The sequence below is a fragment of the Winogradskyella jejuensis genome, from assembly GCF_900129745.1.
Lineage (GTDB): Bacteria > Bacteroidota > Bacteroidia > Flavobacteriales > Flavobacteriaceae > Winogradskyella > Winogradskyella jejuensis.
The window spans coordinates 1,564,224-1,588,832 of sequence record NZ_FQWS01000001.1; the positions used below are offsets into that span (position 1 = coordinate 1,564,224).

General features: G+C 34.8%; 21 protein-coding genes and 1 riboswitch. Of the genes, 18 read left to right on the forward strand and 3 right to left on the reverse strand.

What is annotated here, in order from left to right:
- Positions 1 to 11: 11 nt before the first annotated feature.
- The 5 genes from BUB95_RS07270 to BUB95_RS07290 all read left to right on the forward strand — a co-directional run bounded on the left by BUB95_RS07270 (position 12) and on the right by BUB95_RS07290 (position 7,231).
- Positions 12 to 869 carry a GLPGLI family protein gene (locus BUB95_RS07270; RefSeq protein WP_073084784.1) on the forward strand — a complete coding sequence of 286 codons (858 nt, stop codon included), beginning with the start codon at positions 12 to 14 and terminating at the stop codon, positions 867 to 869.
- 91 nt (positions 870 to 960) lie between these two features.
- Positions 961 to 1,794 carry a GLPGLI family protein gene (locus tag BUB95_RS07275; RefSeq protein ID WP_073084786.1) on the forward strand — a complete coding sequence of 278 codons (834 nt, stop codon included), beginning with the start codon at positions 961 to 963 and terminating at the stop codon, positions 1,792 to 1,794.
- 91 nt (positions 1,795 to 1,885) lie between these two features.
- Complete coding sequence (locus tag BUB95_RS07280; protein WP_073085146.1) at positions 1,886 to 2,764, forward strand: GLPGLI family protein; 879 nt, start codon at positions 1,886 to 1,888, stop codon at positions 2,762 to 2,764.
- 43 nt (positions 2,765 to 2,807) lie between these two features.
- Entirely contained in the window at positions 2,808 to 5,546 is a 2,739-nt protein-coding gene (locus BUB95_RS07285; RefSeq protein ID WP_073084788.1) for a TonB-dependent receptor, read from the forward strand.
- Positions 5,547 to 5,674: 128 nt separating this feature from the next.
- Positions 5,675 to 7,231: a M20/M25/M40 family metallo-hydrolase gene (locus tag BUB95_RS07290; RefSeq protein ID WP_073084790.1), complete on the forward strand. Its 1,557-nt coding sequence runs from the start codon at positions 5,675 to 5,677 to the stop codon at positions 7,229 to 7,231.
- Between the two features lie 60 nt (positions 7,232 to 7,291).
- Here the strand turns inward: BUB95_RS07290 and metK are convergent, their stop codons facing one another.
- Positions 7,292 to 8,548, reverse strand: a complete 1,257-nt coding sequence (metK, locus tag BUB95_RS07295) for a methionine adenosyltransferase (protein WP_073084792.1) — start codon at positions 8,546 to 8,548, stop codon at positions 7,292 to 7,294.
- A 266-nt stretch (positions 8,549 to 8,814) separates the two neighbouring features.
- Positions 8,815 to 8,939, forward strand: a riboswitch (SAM riboswitch).
- Between the two features lie 200 nt (positions 8,940 to 9,139).
- On the opposite strand from metK, the gene BUB95_RS07300 reads away from it, so the two are divergent.
- From BUB95_RS07300 to BUB95_RS07320, 5 genes are all read left to right on the forward strand, one after another.
- A complete protein-coding gene (locus BUB95_RS07300; RefSeq protein WP_073084794.1) occupies positions 9,140 to 10,141 on the forward strand; it encodes a homocysteine S-methyltransferase family protein in 1,002 nt (333 codons plus the stop codon).
- An 8-nt stretch (positions 10,142 to 10,149) separates the two neighbouring features.
- Complete coding sequence (metH, locus tag BUB95_RS07305) at positions 10,150 to 12,840, forward strand: methionine synthase (protein ID WP_073084796.1); 2,691 nt, start codon at positions 10,150 to 10,152, stop codon at positions 12,838 to 12,840.
- A gap of 23 nt (positions 12,841 to 12,863) precedes the next feature.
- Complete coding sequence (gene metF, locus BUB95_RS07310) at positions 12,864 to 13,820, forward strand: methylenetetrahydrofolate reductase [NAD(P)H] (RefSeq protein ID WP_073084798.1); 957 nt, start codon at positions 12,864 to 12,866, stop codon at positions 13,818 to 13,820.
- Positions 13,821 to 14,053: 233 nt separating this feature from the next.
- Entirely contained in the window at positions 14,054 to 15,145 is a 1,092-nt protein-coding gene (locus tag BUB95_RS07315; RefSeq protein WP_073084800.1) for an acyloxyacyl hydrolase, read from the forward strand.
- The gene (locus BUB95_RS07320) at positions 15,142 to 15,885 is read left to right on the forward strand and encodes a head GIN domain-containing protein (protein ID WP_073084802.1); all 744 of its coding nucleotides are present in this window, start codon (positions 15,142 to 15,144) and stop codon (positions 15,883 to 15,885) included. Before BUB95_RS07315 ends, BUB95_RS07320 begins: the two co-directional genes overlap by 4 nt.
- On the opposite strand, the gene gldA is transcribed toward BUB95_RS07320, so the two are convergent.
- Positions 15,878 to 16,771: a gliding motility-associated ABC transporter ATP-binding subunit GldA gene (gene gldA, locus BUB95_RS07325; RefSeq protein ID WP_073084804.1), complete on the reverse strand. Its 894-nt coding sequence runs from the start codon at positions 16,769 to 16,771 to the stop codon at positions 15,878 to 15,880. The genes BUB95_RS07320 and gldA overlap by 8 nt on opposite strands.
- 264 nt (positions 16,772 to 17,035) lie before the next feature.
- On the opposite strand from gldA, the gene BUB95_RS07330 reads away from it, so the two are divergent.
- Genes BUB95_RS07330 through BUB95_RS07345 form a run of 4 tightly spaced genes read left to right on the forward strand, consistent with a single transcriptional unit; the run spans position 17,036 to position 20,962 of the window.
- Positions 17,036 to 17,866: a prephenate dehydratase gene (locus BUB95_RS07330; RefSeq protein ID WP_083573330.1), complete on the forward strand. Its 831-nt coding sequence runs from the start codon at positions 17,036 to 17,038 to the stop codon at positions 17,864 to 17,866.
- Positions 17,863 to 19,008, forward strand: a complete 1,146-nt coding sequence (locus BUB95_RS07335; RefSeq protein WP_073084806.1) for a pyridoxal phosphate-dependent aminotransferase — start codon at positions 17,863 to 17,865, stop codon at positions 19,006 to 19,008. The genes BUB95_RS07330 and BUB95_RS07335 overlap by 4 nt, the downstream gene beginning before the upstream one ends.
- Position 19,009: 1 nt before the next feature.
- Entirely contained in the window at positions 19,010 to 19,861 is an 852-nt protein-coding gene (locus tag BUB95_RS07340; RefSeq protein ID WP_073084809.1) for a prephenate dehydrogenase, read from the forward strand.
- An 18-nt stretch (positions 19,862 to 19,879) separates the two neighbouring features.
- Positions 19,880 to 20,962: a bifunctional 3-deoxy-7-phosphoheptulonate synthase/chorismate mutase type II gene (locus tag BUB95_RS07345; RefSeq protein WP_073084811.1), complete on the forward strand. Its 1,083-nt coding sequence runs from the start codon at positions 19,880 to 19,882 to the stop codon at positions 20,960 to 20,962.
- Between the two features lie 72 nt (positions 20,963 to 21,034).
- Here the strand turns inward: BUB95_RS07345 and BUB95_RS07350 are convergent, their stop codons facing one another.
- Positions 21,035 to 21,490: a hypothetical protein gene (locus tag BUB95_RS07350; RefSeq protein WP_073084813.1), complete on the reverse strand. Its 456-nt coding sequence runs from the start codon at positions 21,488 to 21,490 to the stop codon at positions 21,035 to 21,037.
- An 85-nt stretch (positions 21,491 to 21,575) separates the two neighbouring features.
- On the opposite strand from BUB95_RS07350, the gene rsgA reads away from it, so the two are divergent.
- From rsgA to BUB95_RS07370, 4 genes are read left to right on the forward strand one after another with little or no spacing between them, the layout of a single operon-like run.
- Entirely contained in the window at positions 21,576 to 22,526 is a 951-nt protein-coding gene (gene rsgA / locus BUB95_RS07355) for a ribosome small subunit-dependent GTPase A (RefSeq protein ID WP_073084815.1), read from the forward strand.
- A gap of 3 nt (positions 22,527 to 22,529) precedes the next feature.
- On the forward strand, positions 22,530 to 22,982 hold the full coding sequence (gene dtd, locus BUB95_RS07360; RefSeq protein WP_073084818.1) for a D-aminoacyl-tRNA deacylase: 453 nt from the start codon (positions 22,530 to 22,532) through the stop codon (positions 22,980 to 22,982).
- A gap of 1 nt (position 22,983) precedes the next feature.
- On the forward strand, positions 22,984 to 23,310 hold the full coding sequence (locus tag BUB95_RS07365) for a nucleotide pyrophosphohydrolase (RefSeq protein WP_073084820.1): 327 nt from the start codon (positions 22,984 to 22,986) through the stop codon (positions 23,308 to 23,310).
- Between the two features lie 25 nt (positions 23,311 to 23,335).
- Entirely contained in the window at positions 23,336 to 24,562 is a 1,227-nt protein-coding gene (locus BUB95_RS07370; RefSeq protein WP_073084822.1) for a 3-phosphoshikimate 1-carboxyvinyltransferase, read from the forward strand.
- Positions 24,563 to 24,609 lie beyond the last annotated feature (47 nt).

Genomic DNA, 24,609 nt, shown 5'->3' on the forward strand with positions numbered 1-24,609 from the left:
ATCATCATAAAATGAAAACAGTTATTAGAGTTTTATTCTTGAGTTTAGCACTGGTCTTTACCAGTGCTCAAGCTCAGGATTTTCAAGGAAAAGCAGTTTACAAAACAAGTCGTGCTATAGATATTAAAATAGACAGTACCAAAGTCAATGATGAGCTGCATAAGCAAATGCAAGCCATGTTGAGAAAACAATTTCAGAAAACATTTACTTTAAATTTTGATAAAGAAGCGTCTGTTTACAAAGAAGATGAGTCTTTAGCGCCACCACAAGTAGGTGGTGGAGATATTCAAGTTATGGTTATAGGCGATGGTGGAGGCGGTGACATCTTGTATAAGAATACAAAAGACAAGCGTTACACAGACCAAAAAGACGTCTACGGTAAAATATTTTTAGTAAAAGATGAGTTGAAACCTATTGAGTGGAAATTAGAATCTGAAACTAAATATATCGGAGAGTACCAATGCTTTAAAGCTACATTCTCTAGAGAGATTGAAGTAGACAATAGTACAAGTTTTAGCAGTAGTGATAACGAAAAAGACGAGAGAGATATTGAAACTGTAAAAGAAACTCAAATCGTTACCGCTTGGTATACACCACAAATTCCTGTTAATAACGGCCCAGGAAATTATTATGGATTACCAGGGCTAATATTAGAAGTTAGCACGGATAAGCAACAAATAGTTTGCACTAAGATTATTTTGAATCCCGAAAAGAAGATTGAAATTTCTGAGCCAACTAAAGGGAAAGAGATAGACCAAGAAGGTTACGATAAAATCATGGAGAAAAAACGTAAAGAGATGCTAGAACGCTTTAAGCCAAGAAAGGGAAATCGCGGTGGCGAAGCCATTGAATTAAGGATTGGAGGCTAAATAACTAGTGTTAATGTTTTGATAAACAGAATCATTATGTTTAATGATTGCTTAGATTTGTTAAACACAATAACAATTTTAGACCATCATCATGAAATCGATTTTATTAAAACTTAGCATTTTAACTCTAATTTTTAGTGTTTCACTTCAAAGTAAAGCACAAGAATTTCAAGGCAAAGCGTATTACTTTTCAAAATCTACAATGGATTTAGGAAGATGGGGAGCTAGGCTCAGCGAGGCACAAAAAAAACAGGTTATGGCGCGGATGAAAAATCGCTTAGAAAAAACCTATGTCTTAAGTTTTAACAAAACAGAATCTTTTTTTAAAGAAGATGAAAAGTTAGACGCTATGTCTGGTGCAACAGATTCTTGGGGGAAAAACTTTGCTCAAGGCGATTCTTATAAAAACGTAAAAGATAATGCTTTGGTACAGAGTCAAGAGTTTTATGGTAAGAAGTTTTTGGTAAAGGACAAATTACAAAAGATAGATTGGCAATTGGGTTCAGAAACCAAACAGATTGGGAATTACACTTGTTTTAAAGCTATGGCACTTGTTCCGTCAGATGAATTATCATGGTACAATTTTTCATGGGATAAGTTAAGAAGACAAGAACTACAAGTTGATTCTACTGGAGCGGTAAAAGAATCAGAGATAAAGATGACACAAGTAGAAGCGTGGTATACACCACAAATCCCTGTAAGTCATGGTCCTTCTGAATATTGGGGTTTACCAGGTTTGATTTTAGAAGTCAGTGCAGATAATAATACGATGTTGTGTTCCAAGATTGTAATTAATCCTAAAGAAACCATTGAGATTGAAGCGCCTAAAAGAGGTGAGGAAATCAATAAAGAAGATTACCAAGCTACAGTTATTGATAAGATGAAAGATTTTAGAAACAATCGTAGTGGGCGTCGAAGAGGTTAATTTGTTTAACTTAAGTTTAACAAAGCGCGGTTTAACTTTTTGTTATTTCACAAGTCTTAATGTTGTAACATTAAGTTTAAACAGAAAACAAATGAAATCATCTCTACTTAAAACTTTAGCATTTGCAATAGCAATACTAGCAAGTTCTTTCTCTTTTGGTCAAGCTTTTCAAGGTAAGGCATACTACCAAACAAAAACAACCATTGATATGAGTCAGTTTGGCGGTGGAAACAGACAAGTTAGTCCCGAACAAATGAAACGCTGGCAAGAAAGAATGAAAAGCTTTCTTGAAAAAGAATATATCCTAACCTTCAATAAAGAGGAATCCATATACAAAGAAGAGGAACGTCTTGAGGCACAAGGCTCAGGAGGAGGATGGGGAGGATTTGCTAGTAGTTTTACAGGTGGTCCAAAATACAAGAATGTAAAAGACAAAGAACTTATCCAAGACCAAGAGTTTTTTGGTAAGCAGTTTCTCATAAAAGACGAGCTTAAAAACTTAGAATGGAAAATGGGTTCTGAAACCAAGCAAATCGGTAATTATACTGTTTTTAAAGCTACTGCAACTAAGCCTGTTACGGGATTAGATTGGAGAAGCATGAGACGTCGCCAACCAGAAGCTACAAAGAAGGAAAAGGATTCAACCAAAGCAGATAAATCTGGAGACCCAATGGACGAAGTTGAGATTCCAAAAACTATTGAAGTCGTGGCATGGTACACACCTCAAATTCCTATAAACCAAGGTCCAGATGATTATTGGGGTTTGCCAGGTCTTATTTTAGAAGTTAACGCAGACCGTACCACAATCCTTTGTACAAAAATTATAATGAACCCTAAGGAAAAAGATAATATTAAGAAACCTGAAAAAGGAGAAGTTGTAACACAAGAAGAATACACAGAAATTACCACAAAGAAGATGCAAGAAATGAGAGATAACTGGCGAGGAAGACGAGGAGGAAGAAGAAATTAACCATTTCTGTATAACTAACCAATTTTATAACACATCATTCAAAATGAAAAAAATATTCACGCTACTAGCGTTTGTAGTAGCACTAAGCTCCTATTCGCAAGTTAAACTCTCAGGAGTAGTTAAAGACAGTATAGGTCAGCCCTTAGAGTTAGCCAATGTAATTGCAATTAACCAAGAGACTAAAGCTTTAGAATCCTATGGTATTACTGATGCTAAAGGAGAATATCGATTGTCCTTAGGTAAAAAAGGTAAATACAAAGTGCAGGTTACATACATTGGTATGAAGACTATTGATTTTATTCTCGAAACTAAGGAAGCAGATATTAAAAAGGATTTTGTGATGCAATTAGACAATGCTCTTGATGCTGTAGAATTAACTTACGAAATGCCTGTTACTATAAAAGGAGATACTATTGTCTATAATGCAGATTCCTTTAAAAATGGTACAGAACGAAAACTTGGTGATGTATTAGAAAAGCTACCTGGCGTAGAAGTTAACGAAAATGGTCAATTGGAAGTTGAAGGAAATCCCGTGCAGAAAATCACCGTAAACGGAAAGGATTTTTTTGATGGGGACACAAAACTTGCAACTCAAAATATACCATCTAACGCAGTAGATAAAATAGAGGTATTAAGAAACTTTTCTGAGGTAGGACAATTACGAAGTGTTACCAATAATCAAAATAATGTAGCGATTAATATTAAACTAAAAGAGGGAAAAGAAAACTTTTGGTTTGGAGATATTACCGTGGGTGCTGGTACTGCACCATCACCAAATGACGAATTGTATTTAGTGCAACCAAAACTATTTTACTATAGTCCAAAGTATAGTGTCAATGTTATTGGTGATATGAATAATATTGGTGAACCAGCCTTAACCAATAGAGAAGTGCGTAATTTTGGAGGAGGTTTTAGAGCACCGAGTCGTGATAGTGGTACCAGTATAGATTTAGGAAATAACGGATTACAAGGTTTAACTAGCGTTGCAAATGCGCAACGCGTTGAGTCAAAGTTATTAGCAACCAACTTTAGTTATTCACCAAACCCAGCTCTAGATTTAAGTGGTTTTATAATTTACAATACCACCAGATTAAATACAAGAGAGGAAACATTTAGACGATTTTTGGACGCTGGTGCAGGACAATTAGATGAAGAAACTGTAAGTACAGGTAAAGAAGCTTCTGATCAAGGTTTGGCAAAATTAAGTGCTAGTTATAAACCAAATCCAAATAATCAACTAGATTACGATATTTTAGGACGTTTGTCAAAAGACATTGAGAGACAATCTGAGTTTTCTTCTGTGATAGGTGAAACATCGCAATTAGCAGAGGTAACTCCATTTAGCATTAATCAAAACTTAAACTACTATTATACCTTAGATGAGAATAACATCTTCGCCCTAGAGGCAGCACATTTATTGCGTAACGAAGACCCTTTTTTAAATGCTGTTTTAAATAATGACCCAGCAAGTGATAATGATGCTTATGACGATACAGCAGTGGGTATCGGATTAGACCAAAGTTTAGATTTTTACAATTTAGGACAAAATCAATTGGTCAAAACCAATCAATTAGATGCTAAAGTTGATTATTATAATATACTTAATCCAAAAAGCAACTTAAATTTTACCTTCGGAACCATTCTAAGTCGTCAAGATTTTAATTCTAATATTTTCCAGTTTTTAGAAAACGGAAATACTCTAAATCCCACACCAAGTCTTGATGACGGCGATGGCAACCTTTTAAGAGCAGAGAATGACACGCAATATAATTTCAGTGATATTTATGCAGGCGTACGTTATAATGTAAGAGTAGGTAAATTTACGTTTAGACCAGGAGTTTCATTTCATGCCTATGGTAATCAAAATGAGCAATTTGGTGTTAAATTTGAAGATAATTTCTTTAGAGTGTTACCCGATTTTGAAGCTAGAGTACAATTTAAAAAATCCGAAAGTTTAACCCTTAACTACCGTATGTCTAATCAATTTACAGACGTAACAAATATAGCCGAAGGTTTACTTTTAAATAATAGCCCAACAAATTTATCATTCGGTAATTCAGAATTACTTAATGGACTAAGTCAAAATGTTAGTTTGTTTTATAGAAGTTTTAATTTGTTTAATAATACTCAGGTTGTAGCCAGAGTTAGTTATTCTAAAAGGGAAGACCAAATTCGTAATCGTACAAACCTAGAAAATGTCATTAGAACAAACACATTTTTTAATTCACAATTTGCTGACGAAAGTCTAACCGCATTTGGCTTATGGAATAAGCGCTTTGGTAAAATTCGTATAGGCGGTAGGGCTTCATTTAACTATAGTCTAAATAATCAGTTTATTAATGATGTGAGAGGTGTTAACGAATCTTTCAATCAAAGTTATACACCAGAATTCCGTACAAATTTTAGAGAAGCACCTAATGTAAGGTTGAGATACACCTATTCTGTAACAACTAATAATCAAGGTAATACAAGTACTGAGATTATAACCAATAGGCCGTCAGTTCGTTTTGATGCTTACATATGGGATTCTGTAACTTTTGTCACAGATTATGAGTATAACAATCAAAATTTTAATGGGAGGTCAGAATCTTTTACGACATGGAGTGCACGTTTGGGTTACAGAAAAGACAGAGATGCAAAATGGGAATATGAAATTAGAGCAAACAATATTCTCAATATTGATGCTAGAATTAATAATGGGGCAAACAATGTATTTGTAACTAATTCTGCGACTTTTCTTCAACCACGTTTTATAACATTTAGAGCTATTTATACATTGTAATATTAGTATATAAATAGTCTTAAAAGCCTATTGTACGCATAGTATGATAGGCTTTTAACTTTTATAGATTTTAGATGTGACGCAATTATTGTAATTTGTTGCTTTAACTCTTTAAAGCATTAAAATTTATGAAACGTATTATAGGCTTATTTATTCTTGTCTTCGCACTCAGCTTCTCTAATCTAATTGCTCAAGATAAAGACCCAATCATTGAAGCTATTGTAAAAGAAGCTAATGAAAATTCTCAATTAGAAAATATTGGTCATGAACTCATGGATGTTGTTGGACCTAGATTGGTAGGTACACCACAAATGCTCAATGCGCATAATTGGGCTATTGAAAAATATAAATCTTGGGGAATAAATGCTAAAAAGGAAAAATGGGGCGAGTGGCGAGGATGGGAGCGTGGTATTACGCATATAGACATGATAGAGCCGCGAGTACAATCGCTTAGAGGAACACAATTGGCTTGGAATCCTAGTACAGGTTCTAAAGGTGTTACAGCAGAGGTTATTGTACTACCAGAGAATATCAAGGACTCTATTTCATTTCAAAAATGGCTACCTAACGTAAAAGGTAAGCTGGTTTTAATATCAATGAAGCAACCTACTGGTCGTCCAGATTATAACTGGGAAGAGTTTGCAACGGAAGAATCTTTTCAAAAAATGAAAGACAAAAGAGATGCCCAAACAAAAGCGTGGCGAGAAAATATTCGTAAGACTGGTTATAATACACGTTCAATTATTCCAGTGTTAGAAAATGCAGGAGCTGCAGGAATAGTTGCAAGCTATTGGTCTAGAGGATTTGGTGTCAACAAGATATTTAGTGCGCGTACCAAGAAAATTCCAACTGTAGATTTAGAATTGGAGGATTATACCATGTTATACCGCTTAGCAGAATCTGGACATACACCAAAACTGAAAATTGTGGCAGAGTCTAAAGAATTAGGACGTGTACCTACATTTAATACTATTGCAGAAATTAAAGGTTCTGAAAAACCGGAGGAATATATAATTCTTTCTGCTCATTTCGATTCTTGGGATGGCGCTACTGGGGCAACAGACAATGGTACGGGGACTTTAGTTATGATGGAAGCTATGCGCCTATTAAAAAAGTTTTATCCAAACCCTAAACGTACTATAATTGCAGGACATTGGGGCAGTGAGGAACAAGGTTTAAATGGTTCTAGAGCATTTGTTGAAGACCATCCAGAAGTTGTAGACGGATTACAAGCGTTATTCAATCAAGATAATGGTACAGGTCGTGTAGTACGTATTTCTGGCGGTGGATTTTTAAATTCTTACGATTATTTATCACGCTGGTTATATGCTGTTCCTAATGATATTACAGAGCATATCGAAACTACATTTCCGGGACTTCCAGGTGGTGGTGGATCTGACTATGCTTCTTTTTTAGCAAAAGGTGCGCCAGCATTCAATTTAAGTGCGTTAAACTGGTCGTACTGGAATTACACATGGCATACCAATAGAGATACCTACGATAAGATTGTTTTCGATGATGTAAGAAACAATGCTATTCTTACAGCAATTTTAGCATATATGGCATCCGAAGACGCTGAGAAAACTTCTAGAGAACAGATTGTATTACCTATAAATCCAAGAACTGGAGAACAACGTACTTGGCCAGAGCCGCGTTCACCTAACCGTGATGGTGGTACAAACTAAAACAAAAAAGCCTTCTCAAGTGAGAAGGCTTTTTTTATTATTGATTAAAAGTAGCTTCAATTACAAACCAAAAGCTTCTTTCACCTTATCCACATAGTCTAATTTTTCCCATGTAAAGGTTTCAACAGTTTCAGTAACCTCTTGTCCCATTGGGTTTTTAAACGTTAGTGTCTTAACTTCTGGAGTACGTCCCATATGGCCGTAAGCTGCGGTTTCAGAATAAATAGGTGTTCTTAATTTTAAGCGTTGCTCAATAAAATAAGGACGCATATCAAAAATAGATTCTACTATTTTACTGATTTCGCCATCGGTTTTATCAACGGTTGCTGTTCCGTAAGTTTCAACATTAATACTCGTTGGTTTTGCAACACCAATAGCATAACTTACTTGTACTAAAACTTCTTTACATAAACCTGCTGCAACTAAATTTTTAGCAATATGTCTAGTGGCATAAGCTCCTGAACGGTCTACTTTACTCGGGTCTTTTCCTGAGAAAGCACCGCCACCATGAGCACCTTTTCCGCCATAAGTATCTACAATAATCTTACGACCTGTTAAGCCTGTATCACCGTGTGGCCCGCCAATAACAAAAATTCCAGTAGGGTTGATGTGATACGTAATATCATCTGTAAATAATTTTTGAATGTGAGCAGGTAATTTAGCAACCACACGCGGAATTAAAATAGTGATGATATCCGACTTAATTTTATCAAGCATAACTTGCTCGCTTTCATCAAAATCGTCATGCTGTGTCGATAAAACAATCGCATCAATACGTTGTGGCACATTATCATCGCTGTACTCGATAGTCACTTGAGATTTAGCATCAGGACGCAAATAGGTAATGTCTTTATTTTCGCGACGTAATTCTGCCAATTCTTTCAATAACCTGTGCGAAAGCTCTAAAGCCAAAGGCATATAGTTTTCGGTTTCGTCAGTGGCATAACCGAACATCATTCCTTGGTCACCTGCACCTTGATCTTCAGGCTTGGCGCGTTCTACACCTTGATTGATGTCTGGAGACTGTTCGTGTATAGCAGATAAAACGCCGCAAGAACTCCCATCAAACATATACTCACTTTTAGTATAGCCAATTTTATTAATGACATCTCTAGCAATTTGTTGTACATCTAAGTAAGTGTCAGATTTTACCTCTCCAGCTAAAACAACTTGCCCTGTTGTAACAAGTGTTTCGCAAGCCACTTTAGAGCTTTTATCAAAAGCTAAAAAATTATCAATTAAAGCATCACTGATTTGGTCTGCTACTTTGTCTGGGTGTCCTTCAGAAACACTTTCTGAAGTAAATAAATACGCCATAATTTTATTATTTTATCTTAAGATTTGACGTAATTAAGCAGGAAGTATAACACTGTCTTTAGCATTTTTTTCCAGAGGTTGCAATCAGTCAAATCATTCCTCTATTTTTATCAGGTGCAAAATTACACATTTCTAGCAAATTAAAAAGCTATAATTCTTAAAACGCTAGAGATTTTAATTCTTTAATATCAAATTTTCTTAAAAATATTTGTTTTTAAATGTTTTAAGATGAATATTTGTTCTATCAAAGTTCAAAACTTTATTGAATGTTATCAAGAAAGGTGGAGGGATTAGACCCGCTGAAACCTTAGCAACCCTTAGACTTACTAAGAAGGTGCTAAATTCTACTAGAAGTTACGAATCATTTCTCGTAATTCTAGATAGATAACCCAAATACAATTACCCATCTGTAATTGTAATTATTTCTTTATAACATAAATTTTAGAGTTGTCTCTGTTGAGGCTTAATTGACTTTAGGTTTAATTTTTTAGAGGGAATTCAATATTGTAATGTTGATTTTCCGTGAAAAGACGACTCTCGTCTTCTACATTAAAGTCGAGAGTCTGTTTTCATTTTTAGCGTAAAAGAAGAATGAGCAAAATAGAAGAAGAAATACGAAAAAGAATTTTAGTGTTAGATGGTGCCATGGGTACAATGTTGCAACGGTATAATTTTACGGAAGAAGACTTCCGAGGAGAACGTTTTAAAGACTATCCATCGCCGTTAAAAGGCAATAATGATTTACTGTCATTAACTCAACCTGAAGCCATTGCTGAAGTGCACAAAAAGTATTTCGAAGCTGGCGCGGATATTGTAGAAACCAATACCTTTTCTGGCACTACGATAGCTATGGCAGATTATAATATGGAAGATTTAGTTTATGAGCTAAATTATGAGTCTGCTAAAATTGCAAAACAGGTAGCTGAAGAATTTACAAAGCTAAATCCAAAAAAACCTCGATTTGTGGCTGGAAGTATTGGGCCAACAAACAGAACAGCGAGTATGTCTCCAGATGTAAATAGACCTGAATATCGTGCTGTAACATTTGAAGAATTAAGAGTCGCTTACAAACAGCAAGTTGAAGCGTTGATTGATGGTGGTGTGGATTTACTGTTAGTAGAAACGATATTCGATACCTTAAATGCTAAAGCTGCATTATTTGCTATTGAAGAAGTAAAGGAAGACCGAAATATTTCAATTCCAGTTATGGTTTCGGGAACAATAACAGATGCTTCAGGGCGTACTTTATCAGGGCAAACGGTTGAAGCATTTTTGACATCTGTTTCGCATATTCCATTACTCACTGTTGGATTTAATTGTGCCCTTGGAGCAGAACAGCTGAAGCCATACTTGCAGAGATTATCTAACAAAACAGAATTCTTTACATCAGCTCATCCTAATGCAGGTTTGCCAAATGCTTTTGGTGAGTACGACCAATCTCCAAAAGAGATGCAGACTTACATAGAAGATTACCTTAAGGATGGACTAATAAATATTATTGGAGGTTGTTGTGGGACCAATCCAGAACACATTAATGCCATTGCAGAAGTAGCAAAGAATTACAAACCAAGAACAATTTCTGTAACAGCTTAAGATGCTATATGAGTAAAAAGAATAAATATTTAACGCTTTCAGGTCTTGAGCCATTAGTGGTTACGCCAGAGTCTAATTTTATCAATGTTGGTGAACGTACTAATGTAACAGGCTCTCGAAAATTTCTTCGACTAATAAAAGAAGAAAAATATAGCGAAGCAATCGATGTTGCTCGTGACCAAGTTGAAGGTGGTGCACAAATTATAGATGTAAATATGGACGAAGGTATGCTTGACGGAAAGTATGCCATGGTAAAATTCTTAAACCTTATTGCGTCTGAGCCAGATATAGCGCGAGTGCCTATTATGATAGATAGTTCTAAATGGGAAATTATCGAAGCTGGTTTGCAAGTTGCACAAGGAAAATGTGTGGTGAATTCTATCAGTCTTAAAGAAGGCGAAGCTGAATTTATGCGCCAAGCAAAACTTGTAAAACGTTACGGTGCTGCAGTAATTGTTATGGCATTTGATGAAGTGGGACAGGCTGATACCTACGAGCGTAGAATTGAAATTTGTGAACGTTCTTATAGAATACTCACAGAGATTGTCAATTTTCCGCCTCAAGATATCATTTTCGACCCAAATATTTTTCCAGTCGCTACAGGTATGGAAGAACATAAACTGAATGCACTCGATTTCTTCAATGCTACAAAATGGATTCGTGAAAATCTACCTTATGCTAATGTCTCTGGAGGTGTAAGTAACGTATCATTCTCGTTTAGAGGGAATACTGTTGTTAGAGAAGCAATTAATTCAGCATTCTTATATCATGCGATTCAACATGGTATGAATTTAGGGATAGTTAATCCAACACTTTTGGAGGTTTATGACGAAATCCCCAAAGACTTATTAGAGCATGTAGAAGATGTACTTTTTAATAAAAGAGAAGATGCCACAGAGCGCCTTTTAGATTTTGCAGAAACGGTCAAAGGTCAAAAGAAAGAAGACGAAACTAAAGTTTTAGAATGGCGTAGTGCTTCACTTCAAGATAGAATTACGCATAGTTTGGTGAAAGGGATTGATGCTTTTATAGTTGAAGATGTTGAAGAAGCAAGACAGCAAGCTTCAAAACCTATCGAGGTTATTGAAGGCAACTTAATGGCAGGAATGAATGTCGTTGGAGATCTTTTTGGAAGCGGAAAGATGTTCTTACCTCAAGTAGTAAAGTCTGCTCGAGTTATGAAAAAAGCGGTGGCATATCTACAACCTTTTATTGAAGCAGAAAAAGATGGAAAGGCGGAATTTGCAGGTAAAATATTAATGGCAACTGTTAAAGGAGATGTACACGATATCGGGAAAAATATTGTGAGTGTGGTTTTGGGTTGTAACAATTACGAAATTATTGACTTGGGCGTTATGGTTCCGCCAGAAAAAATTATTGAAACCGCAAAGCAAGAAAATGTTGATATTATTGGTTTAAGTGGGCTTATAACACCATCTTTAGATGAAATGGTCTATGTGTCTAAAGCTATGGAAAAAGAGAATTTAGACATTCCTTTAATCATTGGTGGAGCTACAACATCAAAAGCACACACCTCAGTAAAAATTGCACCTAATTACAATAATACGGTGGTACATATCAATGATGCATCAAGAGCAGTAACAGTAGTTGGTAATTTATTACAGCAGGATAGTAAGATTTATAAAGAACAAATCAGAGAGGAATACGATAAGTTTAGAGAGCATTTTTTAACTCGTGGAAAACGAAAGGAATATTTGTCTATTGTAGATGCTCGTAAAAACAAATATCAAATCAATTGGGATGAGACCGAAATCGTAAAGCCAAACGAATTAGGAATTCAAGTCATTGAAGATTTTGATATTACAAGACTAGAAGACTTTATCGATTGGTCCCCATTTTTTAGAAGTTGGGATTTACATGGAAAGTTTCCAGATATTTTGAAGGATAATATCGTTGGAGAGCAAGCTTCAGAATTATTCAAAGATGCTAAAGTTCTTTTAGAAAGAATCTTTAAGGAGAAATTACTAAAAGCGAAAGCCATTTTTGGATTGTTTCCGGCAAATACAATTAATGATGATGATATTGAGGTTTCTGTCGGTCTGAGTGCAGTCGAAGACAAAGACACCCTAAAATTCCTAACACTCCGCCAGCAACTCAAAAAGCGAGAAGGTGTTCCAAATCACGCCTTAGCAGATTTCATAGCCCCAAAAGAAACAGGAAAACAAGACTATATAGGTGCATTTTGCGTTACAACAGGTTTTGGTACAGCAGAATTGGCAAAGGAGTTTGAGGAAAATAACGATGATTATAATTCTATAATGATAAAGGCGCTTGCCGACCGACTAGCTGAAGCTTTTGCCGAGTATCTTCATAAGGAAGTGCGTACAAAGCATTGGGGATATGCCGCTTCAGAAGATTTATCTAATGAAGAATTGATAAAAGAAGCTTATAAAGGCATTCGTCCGGCTCCAGGCTATCCAGCTTGTCCAGACCATCTCGAAAAGAATACAATTTGGGACTTGCTAAAAGTTGAAGAAACTATTGGTGTAAAGCTAACAGAAAGTTTAGCCATGTGGCCTGCAGCAAGCGTGAGTGGATATTACTTTGGGAATAAAAAAGCCAAATATTTTGGATTAGGAAAAATCACTAAAGATCAATTAGAAGATTACGCAACCCGAAGACAAATTAGTATTGATGAGGCCGAAAAATGGTTAAGCCCAAATTTGGCAGATAATTAGAAGAAGACTTCAAAAACATAACTATGAAAGTAACAGAACATATAAAGAATGCTAACGGTAATACACAATTTTCATTTGAAATCTTACCACCTTTAAAGGGACAGAACATTCAATCTATTTTCGATAATATAGACCCGTTAATGGAGTTTAATCCTCCTTTTATTGACGTCACCTATCATAGAGAAGAGTATACGTTTAAAGATGTGGGGAATGGGTTACTCAAAAAACAAGTCGTAAAAAAACGTCCAGGCACAGTTGGTATTTGTGCGGCTATCCAAAATAAGTATGGTGTGGATGCGATACCACATATTTTGTGCGGCGGTTTTACAAAAGAGGATACCGAGAATTTTTTAATTGATTTAGATTTTTTAGGTATAGATAATGTTATGGCTTTACGTGGAGATGCCGTAAAAACAGAAACCTATTTCACACCAGAAAAAGAAGGACATAGTTATGCAAGTGAATTGGTTTCTCAAATCTCCGAATTAAATAATGCCATCTATTTAGATGAAGAATTAAAGAATACATCACCAACTAATTTTTGTATTGGTGTTAGCGGCTATCCTGAAAAGCACATGGAAGCCCCAAGTTTAGATAGTGATATTCATTTTTTGAAAAAGAAAATAAAAAATGGAGCCGAGTACATCGTTACTCAAATGTTTTTTGACAATAAAAAGTATTTTGAGTTTGTAGATAAGTGTAGAAAGGCAGGAATTGAAGTGCCAATAATTCCTGGTTTAAAACCTATAGCTACTAAAAAACAACTCAACTTAATTCCGCATCGTTTTTATGTAGATTTACCAGAGGAATTAGTGATTGAGATTGTAAAATGCAAAGACAATGAGCAAGTAAGAGAAGTTGGTATTGAGTGGTGTATTGCGCAATCCAAAGAGCTTCAGGAAGCAGGGATACCTGTTTTGCATTACTATTCTATGGGGAGAAGTAGCAATATTAAAAAAGTGGCTTCTGCGATTTTCTAGATTTAATATTAGCTTCTTATTCATTTAACTATTAAGATAACTTTCATCTTCAATTTTGTAAAAAATTAATAAGATGAAAAGATTAGAAAAATACAAATCTGAATTTAGATTTGCTTTCCAGATGTTTTTACTGACAAGCATTTCCTTTACTTCAGCTTATCTATTGTTTTAGTAATTAAACCATTAAAATAAGCCCTCATTTTTGTTTACATTTGCGACTTTAATTCAATTTGATGCGCAAAATATTAATAGGGTTTTTATGTCTAGTCTCAGGGTTTGGTATAGCCCAAGATAAGCCAACAGATTCCTATTTAGATGTTAATTATTTTAAAGGAAATATAGCGTTACATAATAATGATATTCTTGGTTTAATATCTGGTCGACCAGATGGGGTTATTCTCAGTTGGAACAAGAAAACCTTTGGTAAAGAGGCTTGGGAGCAACGCTATAATTATCCAGATTATGGAGCTTCATTTATCTATCAAGATTTAAAAAGTGAAGCGTTAGGCAACAACTTTGGTCTTTATGCACATTATAATTTCTACTTTTTAAAGCGCAACTTAATGCTCAGAATTGGGCAAGGCCTAGCGCATACCTCAAATCCTTATGACAAAATTGAGAACCCCAAAAACATTGCTTTTGGCTCTCGATTGTTAAGTAGTACTTATTTGATGCTTAACTATAAAAAAGAGCGTTTGTTAGACCGATTTGGGCTTCAAGCAGGTTTGTCTTTTATTCACTACTCTAATGCTAATGTCAAAGCGCCAAACACAAGTATTAATACGGTAGCATTAAATCTTGGTCTCACTTATAATGTTGATGAAAGTGATGATGAGTATATAGAAAAAGAAGACACAGAAAAGTTTACGGAGTGGACAAAGTTTAATTTTGCTTTTAGAACAGGAATTAATCAGAGTGATGTTGTAGGTAGTGGTCAATATCCATTTTATATTATATCCGCATATGCAGACAAACGTTTAACTCACAAAAGTGCTTTACAGTTAGGCGTAGATGTGTTTTTTTCAAACTTTTTGAAAGAACTAATCCGTTACGAGAGCACAGCATTACTTAATAACGGTGTTACAGGAGATGAAGACTATAAACGCGTTGGGGTTTTTGCTGGTCATGAATTATTCATAAATAATTTTTCCGTAGAAGCTCAGTTAGGATATTACGTTTATTATCCTTTTAATTTTGAAACGCGAGTTTATTTTAGAGCAGGGTTGAAGCGTTATTTTGGAGAAAAGTGGTTTGCAGCAATAACCTTAAAATCGCACGGTGCAAGAGCCGAAGCTGTAGAGCTTGGGGTAGGAATTAGATTATGAAAAAAATAATATATATATGTTGTTGCTTTATTCTTTTTGCTTGCAATAGTGAGAGTGTTTCAGATTGTTTTCAAACAGCTGGGAACATCATTCAAGAAGAAGTGACTGTAAGTAATTTTGAACGTATTCTTGTAAATCGCGATATAGAACTTATTATAAAAGAAGGGCCACAAAACGTAGTTATAGAAACAGGAGATAATTTGATTAATGATGTGACAGCTGAAGTTATAGGGAATCAACTGATACTAACGGATAATAACTCATGTAACTATGTACGTGATTTTGGAATTACTAAAATATATGTAACTGCACCAAATTTAAACGAGATTAGATGCTCTACACAATTTGAAATTAAATCTGAGGGTATACTTAGTTTTGATAATTTAGATTTAGTTTCAGAAGACTTTTTTGACTCAAACAGTTTTCCTATCGGAGATTTTAGATTAGAATTAGATGTTGAAGATTTGCAAATCACCTCAAATAATATATCATTTTTCTATCTGTCTGGAAATGCTGAAAATGTAAATATTAATTTTGTAGGTGGTAATGGTCGTTTTGAAGGTGAGAACCTCATAGCACAAAACATAACAATTTTTCATCGGGGTACTAATGATATGCTAGTAAATCCGCAACAATCTTTGACGGGTCAAATTCTTTCCACTGGAAATGTAATTTCTTTTACTCAACCGCCAATGGTTGATGTACAAGAAGTGTTTAATGGAAGGCTGATTTTTAACTAGTCAACTCTCTAAATAAGCTTTCCAAACTCGCATTTTTCTGATTAAGCTGAAGTATTTTTAATTCATTATCATGCGCAAAATCAAATACATAAGAGCGCATATCTTCGGTTGTTGAAAATGTGATTTCATAAGTAAAGTCGTGCGTATTTTTTACAGATTTTACTTTTGGCAACTTTAATAAAAACGTGTCTTCCACACGATAATCAAACTCTACAACCACGATTTGCTCTTGTCCATCTCGTAAATCGTCAAGATATTTATCAGCAACAATTTCTCCCTTATTAATAATAATCACGCGGTCGCACATGGCTTCAACCTCTTGCATAATGTGCGTGGATAGAAATACAGTTTTCTCCTTACCTATTGTTTTTATAAGGTTTCTAATGTCTACCAATTGGTTTGGGTCTAATCCAGTAGTAGGTTCGTCTAATATTAAAACGTCTGGGTTGTGCAAAAGTGCATTCGCTAGACCAACACGTTGTTTGTAACCTTTAGAAAGCTGCCCTATTTTTTTATGAGCTTCGGGTGTAAGTCCTGTCATTTCTATAACCGCTTCAATCCGCTTTTTTTTCACGTTATAAACATCTGCATTAAATTTTAGATATTCTCTAACATACAAATCGGTATATAGCGGATTGTGTTCGGGTAAATAACCGACAGATTGTTGTACTTCTTTTTTGTTTTTATCGATGTCATGACCATTGACTTTTGCTTCACCTTCCGAAGGGTTGATATAAGTCGTTAGTATTTTCATCATTGTAGATTTCCCTGCGCCATTAGGACCAAGAAATCCAACAATTTCTGCAGAATTTACTGAAAAAGAAATGGAATTTAAGGCTTTCTGTTCGCCATATAATTTGGTAATATCTTTTACTTCTATCGACATCTAAAAATATTTTAGTAAAAATAAGTATTAAAAGAGAAAACGTAAGCTGCAAAAAAGTATTTCAACAATTTTGTTTTTTTAAATAATTAGTTACTTTAGCCAATGTTATAATAAACAATGAATACAAACGCAACATATTACAACTGGTTTTACTACTTTTTTAGCAAAAGAAGCGAGGCTTAGTATTTAATATTTAAAACATTTAAATTAAAAAGTCTCGATGAAAATCGAGATTTTTTTTTACCATAAATTGAAAATAGAATTTTGAAATCAGTTTTTAACATAGCCATACAAGGCATAAAAGGATCATTCCACCATAGCGTTGCTGAAAACTATTTTAATAATCCTCAGTGTTTTGAAGAATGTATGACTTTTGATGTGTTGGTAGATAGTCTTATAAACGGAAAAACTGAGGCAGCCGTTATGGCTTTAGAGAATTCTATTGCAGGCTCAATAATTCCTAATTACGCATTAATAGATGTCAACGATTTAATGATTGTAGGAGAGTATTATTTAGATATTCAGCATCATCTCATGGCTTTGCCAAATCAATCTATTGAGGAGATTAAGGAAGTACATTCGCATCCTATGGCTCTGTTACAGTGCAAAGAATTTTTTAAATCTTACCCTGAAATTAAGTTGGTAGAAGCTAAGGATACGGCAGATGTAGCTAAACAAATTTCAGAAAGACAACTCCAAGGCATTGCGGCAATTGCGAGTGAGACGGCTTCAAAATTATATGAGCTAGACATTTTACAAAAGAGCATTCAGACTATTAAGCATAATGAAACCCGTTTTGTAATTGTAAAAAGAGATAGTGATACGTTAGAAAGTGAGATTAATAAAGCTTCTCTCAAGTTTGAACTTGACCATAAAAGAGGAAGTTTAGCAGCCATACTTAATGTGCTGAGCGATTGCAAACTCAACCTTACCAAAATTCAGTCTTTACCAAAAATTAATACACCTTGGAAATATGCTTTTTTTATAGATGTTACCTTTGATGTATATTCAGATTTTGATAAAGCAAAGTCTATTGTAAATATTATGGCAGAAAATTTTAAAATTTTAGGCGAATATAAAAACGCAAAATCATGATAGAAGTAGCAGACCGACTAAAACACGTTGAGGAATATTACTTCTCAAAGAAATTAAAGGAGGTGGCTTTTTTAAAGTCTCAAGGCAAGCCAATCATCAATTTAGGTATAGGTAGTCCAGATTTAGATCCACCACTAAAAGCAATAATGGCTTTAGAGGAAAGTCTTAACCATGCCGGTGCTCATAAATATCAAAGTTACCAAGGTACTCCTGAGTTTAGAGATGCTGTAGCAGAATTTTATAAGTCACACTACAATGTTAACCTAAGTGCCAAGACAGAAGTTTTACCACTTATGGGAAGCAAAGAAGGCGTGATGCATATTTCTATGGCTTTTTTAAACCCTGGTGATGGAGTGTTAATTCCCAACCCTGGTTATCCTACGTATTCTAGTGTTACAAAGTTGCTACAAGCAGAGCCATTGTATTACGATTTGAAAGAAGCTAATAATTGGCTTCCAGATTTTATCGCTTTAGAGCGTATGGACTTAAGTAAGGTAAAGCTAATGTGGATTAATTACCCAAATATGCCAACTGGTACTAATGCACCTCATAAATTTTATGACGATATTATTGCTTTTGGTAAACGCCATGATATTCTCATAGTCAATGACAATCCATACAGTTTTATACTAAACGATAAGCCAAAAAGTATTTTGCAATACAGGCAAGCCAAAGATGTTTGTTTAGAACTAAATTCAATTAGTAAAACCTTTAATATGGCAGGCTGGCGAGCAGGAATGGTTGTAGGTAACTACGATTTTGTTAATGCTGTTTTAAAAGTGAAAAGTAATATGGATTCAGGAATGTTCTACGGCATTCAGAAGGGAGCGGTAGAAGCACTAAAGAGTTCAGAAATGTGGTTTGAGAGTTTAAACAGTATCTATCGTAAAAGACGCCAATTGGTTTGGGAATTAGCTGAAGCTCTCAATTGCACATATAATGAAGATGCCGCAGGTTTATTCGTCTGGGCAAAATTACCAGAACATGTAAAGAGTGAAGAATTTACAGATTTAGCATTAAAAGAACATAGCATATTTATAGCTCCTGGGACAGTATTTGGAACAAATGGTGAAGGTTACGTGCGGTTTTCAATTTGTGAAGAAGAAGAAATTATTAAAGAAGCAATAGCACGAGTTAAGTAGGATGAAAAATGTTGTAGTCATTGGAGTTGGATTAATTGGCGGAAGTTTTGCTTTAGATATAAAGAATAAGTTTCCTGATGTAACTATTTATGGTATAGATTCAAATAAAGAACACCTAGAAGAAGCGATTAGTCTTGGAGTTATTGATGCTGAAATATCGATAAATCAGTTATCTAAAGTAGATTTGGTTATCATTGCCATTCCTGTTGATGCTACATTAGTGTTACTTCCAGAAGTATTAGATAACGTTGCGGGAAATACAATTGTTTTTGATGTAGGCTCAACAAAAGAAGATATATGTCTGAAGGTAAAAAATCATCCTAATCGTAGAAATTATCTAGCAGTGCACCCAATTGCTGGTACAGAATTTTCGGGACCAAGTGCGGCAATAAAAGGTTTGTTTCAAAATAAAACGAACATCATTTGCGAAGTAGAAGAAACAGCCTTTAAGCTTCAAGAGAAAGCTCTAGCACTTTTTTCAGACTTAGGAATGCGAATTCGTTACATGAATCCAAAAGCCCACGACAAGCACATTGCTTATGTCTCTCATTTATCGCATATTAGTTCGTTTATGCTAGGTAAAACTGTCATTGAAAAAGAAAAAAACGAGCGCGATATTTTTGATATGGCTGGTAGTGGTTTTGAGAGTACGGTGCGTTTAGCAAAAAGTTCACCAGCAATGTGGACACCAATTTTTAAGCAGAATAAAACCAATGTTATTGAAACCTTGGACGAATATATTAACAATTTAAAACATTTTAAAAGCTTGATGGAAAAAGACGATTTTCAATCGGTCTATCAAGAAATGGAATCGACAAATTATATAAAGCAAATTCTTAACGGAATTAAATAGAAAAGGAAAAGAAAAACTATGGAAAATAAAAAAGAACTTAGAAACTGGTTAGATGCCTTTGGATTAGACCATCCATTGGTTATCGCTGGTCCATGTAGTGCTGAAACAGAAGAGCAAGTCTTAAAAATAGCACATCAATTAAAAGATAGTGATGCTACAGTATTTAGAGCAGGTATTTGGAAACCAAGAACACGACCAGGAAACTTTGAAGGTGTAGGTGCTCTTGGACTTAAATGGATGCAGCGCGCCAAAGAAGAAACAGGAATGCTTACCACTACTGAGGTAGCTAATGCCAATCATGTAGAATTAGCTTTAAAGCATGATATTGATATTTTATGGATTGGAGCCAGAACAACCGTCAGTCCATTTATCGTTCAAGATATTGCCGATGCACTTAAAGGAACAGACAAACCTGTTTTGATAAAAAATCCAGTAAATCCAGATTTGGCATTATGGTTAGGCGCCGTAGAGCGTTTTTACACTGCGGATGTTAAGAATTTAGGGGTGATTCATAGAGGTTTCTCAACATACGAAAAAACAAGATACCGTAACAATCCAGAATGGCAAGTTGCTGTAGATTTACAAAATCGCTTTCCAGATTTACCATTGATTTTAGACCCATCCCATATTGCGGGTCGAAGAGATATTATTTTTGAATTAAGCCAGACTGCTTTAGACTTAAATTACGATGGTTTAATGATAGAAACACATCACAATCCAGATAAAGCATGGAGTGATGCAGCACAACAAATCACACCAGAAACACTTATAAAATACACAGAAGACTTACGTATACGTAAAGAAGTGGGTGAGGCTGCAGAGTTTAAAAATAAGATAAACACCTTGCGTACCCAGATAGATGTGGTTGACCATCAACTTATTGAAATGTTAGGGAAACGTATGAACATTGCAGATGATATAGGGCAATTGAAGAAAGACCACAATGTTTCGGTATTACAATCTAAACGATGGAATGAGATTTTGGGTAAAATGATTCTTCAAGGCGAAGAAAAGAACCTTAGCGAGGAGTTTATTCTAAGAGTCTTTAAAGCCATTCACCAAGAGTCTATTAATCATCAAGAAAAGATTATTAATAATTAGTGTTAAAGCAAATATGCTCGCTATCAAATGGCTTATCGAAGTCAGCGAGCATTTTTTATATTTAAGTAAGACTTACTTGTTTCTTTTAAATATATATCTGGTTACAAATATACCTTGGCCGTCGTTTGTACCAGCATCACTTTCTACAGCACTTGTAACAAACATAAGTTCCCAGCCATCTTCTGCCATTGCTGTAAGTTTAGAGCTTATCACAGCGTCATTGGCAACTATATTTTGAAATCTAATCCCGCCAAGATTATAGAAGTTTAAGAGCTTAGTTTCTTCAAAATCTTTTACCCTGATGTCACCTCGTTTAGATTTGTTTCTTTCATCCTCCTTTTTATCACTGGACCTTTCTGATGTAAATTCATTATAATCTCTTTGTTCATTAGAAGATAATAATCGAGAACGCCCTAAACCATTGGGAACGATTGATTCTACACTTGTAATTACTTTATATTCTACTTGAGAATAAACTTCAATCAAAGAAAAGCATGCAATTGAAAGCAGCAACACTATTTTTTTCATAGTAAATGATATTAAAATTATTTTCATTGAATATACAATTAATATATGATTACGGTTTTTGGTAAATGTTGTTTCTTTGTAATTAATGATAGGAACCGTATACAAATCAACAGGAAGTTGGTACACCGTAAAGACACCTAATGGGAAATTCTACGAATGTCGTATTAAGGGGAAGTTTCGTATACAGGGTATTAAAAGTACAAATCCTATTGCTGTAGGAGATGTGGTTGAGTTCGATGTAGAAACTAAAAATAATACCGAAACAGGAGTTATTAAGCGCATTGAAGAACGTAAAAACTACATTGTTCGTAAATCGGTAAACCTTTCTAAGCAAACGCATATAATAGCGTCTAATGTTGACCAAGTTTTTTTGTTAGTTACTATTAATAATCCACCGACATTCTCAAGTTTTATTGACCGTTTTTTAGTAACTGCCGAGGCTTATAGTATAAAAACAGTATTGCTTTTTAATAAAATTGATGCTTATGATGAGGAAACTCTACTTGAAGTTAAATACTTAGCGAGTATCTACAGAAAAATAGGTTACGAATGTATTGGAATTTCTGCAGCAACAGGAAAAAATGTTGATAAGGTAAAAACATTAATGGAAGGAAAGACTAGCATGTTTGCAGGACATTCTGGAGTGGGGAAATCAACCTTAGTTAATGCTATTGAACCTTCACTAGACTTAAAAACTAAAGCTATATCTAACCAACATATGCAAGGACAACACACAACGACTTTTGCAGAAATGTTCGATTTAAGTTTTGATGCAAAAATTATCGATACTCCAGGTATCAAAGGTTTTGGAGTGGTTGATATGGAAAAAGAAGAAGTTGGTGATTATTTTCCTGAGTTTTTTGAGTTAAAGCAAGATTGTAAATTCAATAATTGTTTGCATTTAAAAGAGCCAAAATGCGCAGTTAAAGAAGCTTTAGAAAACGATGAGGTTTCTTATTCTAGATACAGAAGTTATCTTCAAATTTTAGAAGGAGAAGATGAGCATTACAGAACTGATAATTGGGAAGAAAATTAGACTATGAGAGTTGTGATACAACGTGTTTCCGAAGCATCAGTAATAATTAGTGAAAATGTTATAGCATCTATTAAAACAGGCCTACTTGTTTTAGTTGGTATTGAGGATGCCGATACACAAGAAGATATTGAATGGCTGTGTCGTAAGATTTCTGGATTACGAATTTTCCCAGACGAAAATGGTGTAATGAATAAAAGCATTACTGAAATTGGCGGTGATGTTATTGTTGTAAGTCAATTTACACTTCATGCGAGTACAAAAAAAGGGAATCGTCCTAGCTATATTAAGGCAGCTAACCCAGATATAGCGATTCCACTATACGAAAGCTTTAAAAATACACTTAAGACTTTCGTTAAAAAACCAATTCAATCAGGAGAGTTTGGTGCAGATATGAAAGTGATGTTGATTAATTACGGTCCTGTTACGATAATTATTGATTCAAAAAATAAAGAATAAGATGGATATAGAAAATGCTCAAAAAGCAGTAGACAGTTGGATAAAAGAACACGGTGTTCGGTATTTTAATGAGCTTACTAACTTGGCACAACTTACCGAAGAAGTTGGGGAAGTCGCACGTATTATAGCTAGGCGCTATGGCGAGCAAAGCGAAAAAGAAAGTGATAAAGACAAAGACTTAGGAGAAGAACTAGCAGATGTGGTTTTTGTTGTGCTTTGTTTAGCAAATCAAACTGGGATAGACTTACAAGCTGCATTTGATAAAAAGATGGATAAAAAAGCACAACGAGACCACGATAGGCATCACAATAACGAGAAATTGAAGTAGATTTGCCAATTATTAGCCCTAAAAAATGGATATTTCAATTCAAAAATCGTCAATCGTCAATCGTCAATCATCAATACAGATTACAGGTTCAAAAAGTGAAGCAAATCGATTATTGATATTACAAGCACTTTATCCGCAGTTACAAATTAAAAACCTATCCAATTCAGATGATTCCCAGTTAATGCAAAGGGCATTAGCATCAATAGAAAATACGGTAGATATTCATCATGCAGGTACAGCCATGCGCTTTTTAACTGCTTACTTTTCTTCAAAAGAAGGAAGAGAAGTTGTGCTTACAGGTTCAAAGCGAATGAAAGAACGACCAATAGGTATATTGGTGGACGCATTAACGACTTTGGGCGCAGATATTTCTTATTTAGAGAATGAAGGTTTTCCGCCTTTAAAAATTAAAGGCAGAAAAATCACAAAGAGTAAAGTGTCTTTAAAAGCTAGTGTGAGTAGTCAGTATATCTCTGCATTGTTACTCATAGCACCAACCTTAGAAAATGGTTTAGAACTAACACTTGATGGAAAAATCACTTCGGTGCCTTATATCAAAATGACCTTAAGTTTACTTGACCAGATTGGAGTCGAAAATTCATTCAAAGCCAATGTTATTAATGTAAGTCCTACTAAAGAAGTAAAGCCAAACACTTTGGTTGTGGAGTCAGATTGGTCTTCGGCGTCTTATTTTTACAGTATTGTGGCTTTGAGTAATGTTGGTACACAAGTTACTTTGTCTTCTTACAAAAAAGATTCACTTCAAGGAGATTCTATATTGGCAGAGATTTATACAAAATTTGGAGTCGAAACAGAATTTAAAAACAATTCAATTGTTATTAAAAAGACGTCATCGGTCAATAGTGATTCATTAACCAATTTAGATTTAAGTAATGCACCAGATATTGCGCAGACTATTGCAGTTTCTTCGTTTGGCTTAGGTTTACAATGCCAGTTGACGGGGCTTCACACTTTAAAAATAAAAGAAACAGATAGACTAGAAGCGTTAAAAGCTGAATTAACCAAGCTTGGAGCTAAGATTGAAGTTACTAATGACACGCTAACTCTTTACAGAGCCACTTCAATTATTGATGATGTACAAATAGAAACCTATAACGATCATCGTATGGCTATGGCTTTTGCGCCATTGGCTCTAAAGACTTCGATAACTATCAAAGATGCTGATGTGGTTTCAAAGTCTTATCCAGATTTTTGGAACGATTTAAAGAAAGTAGGTTTTCAAATCAATTAATTTTAAATAATTCCAAGTTTACTTGACAACCCCTATGTCGAGATTGT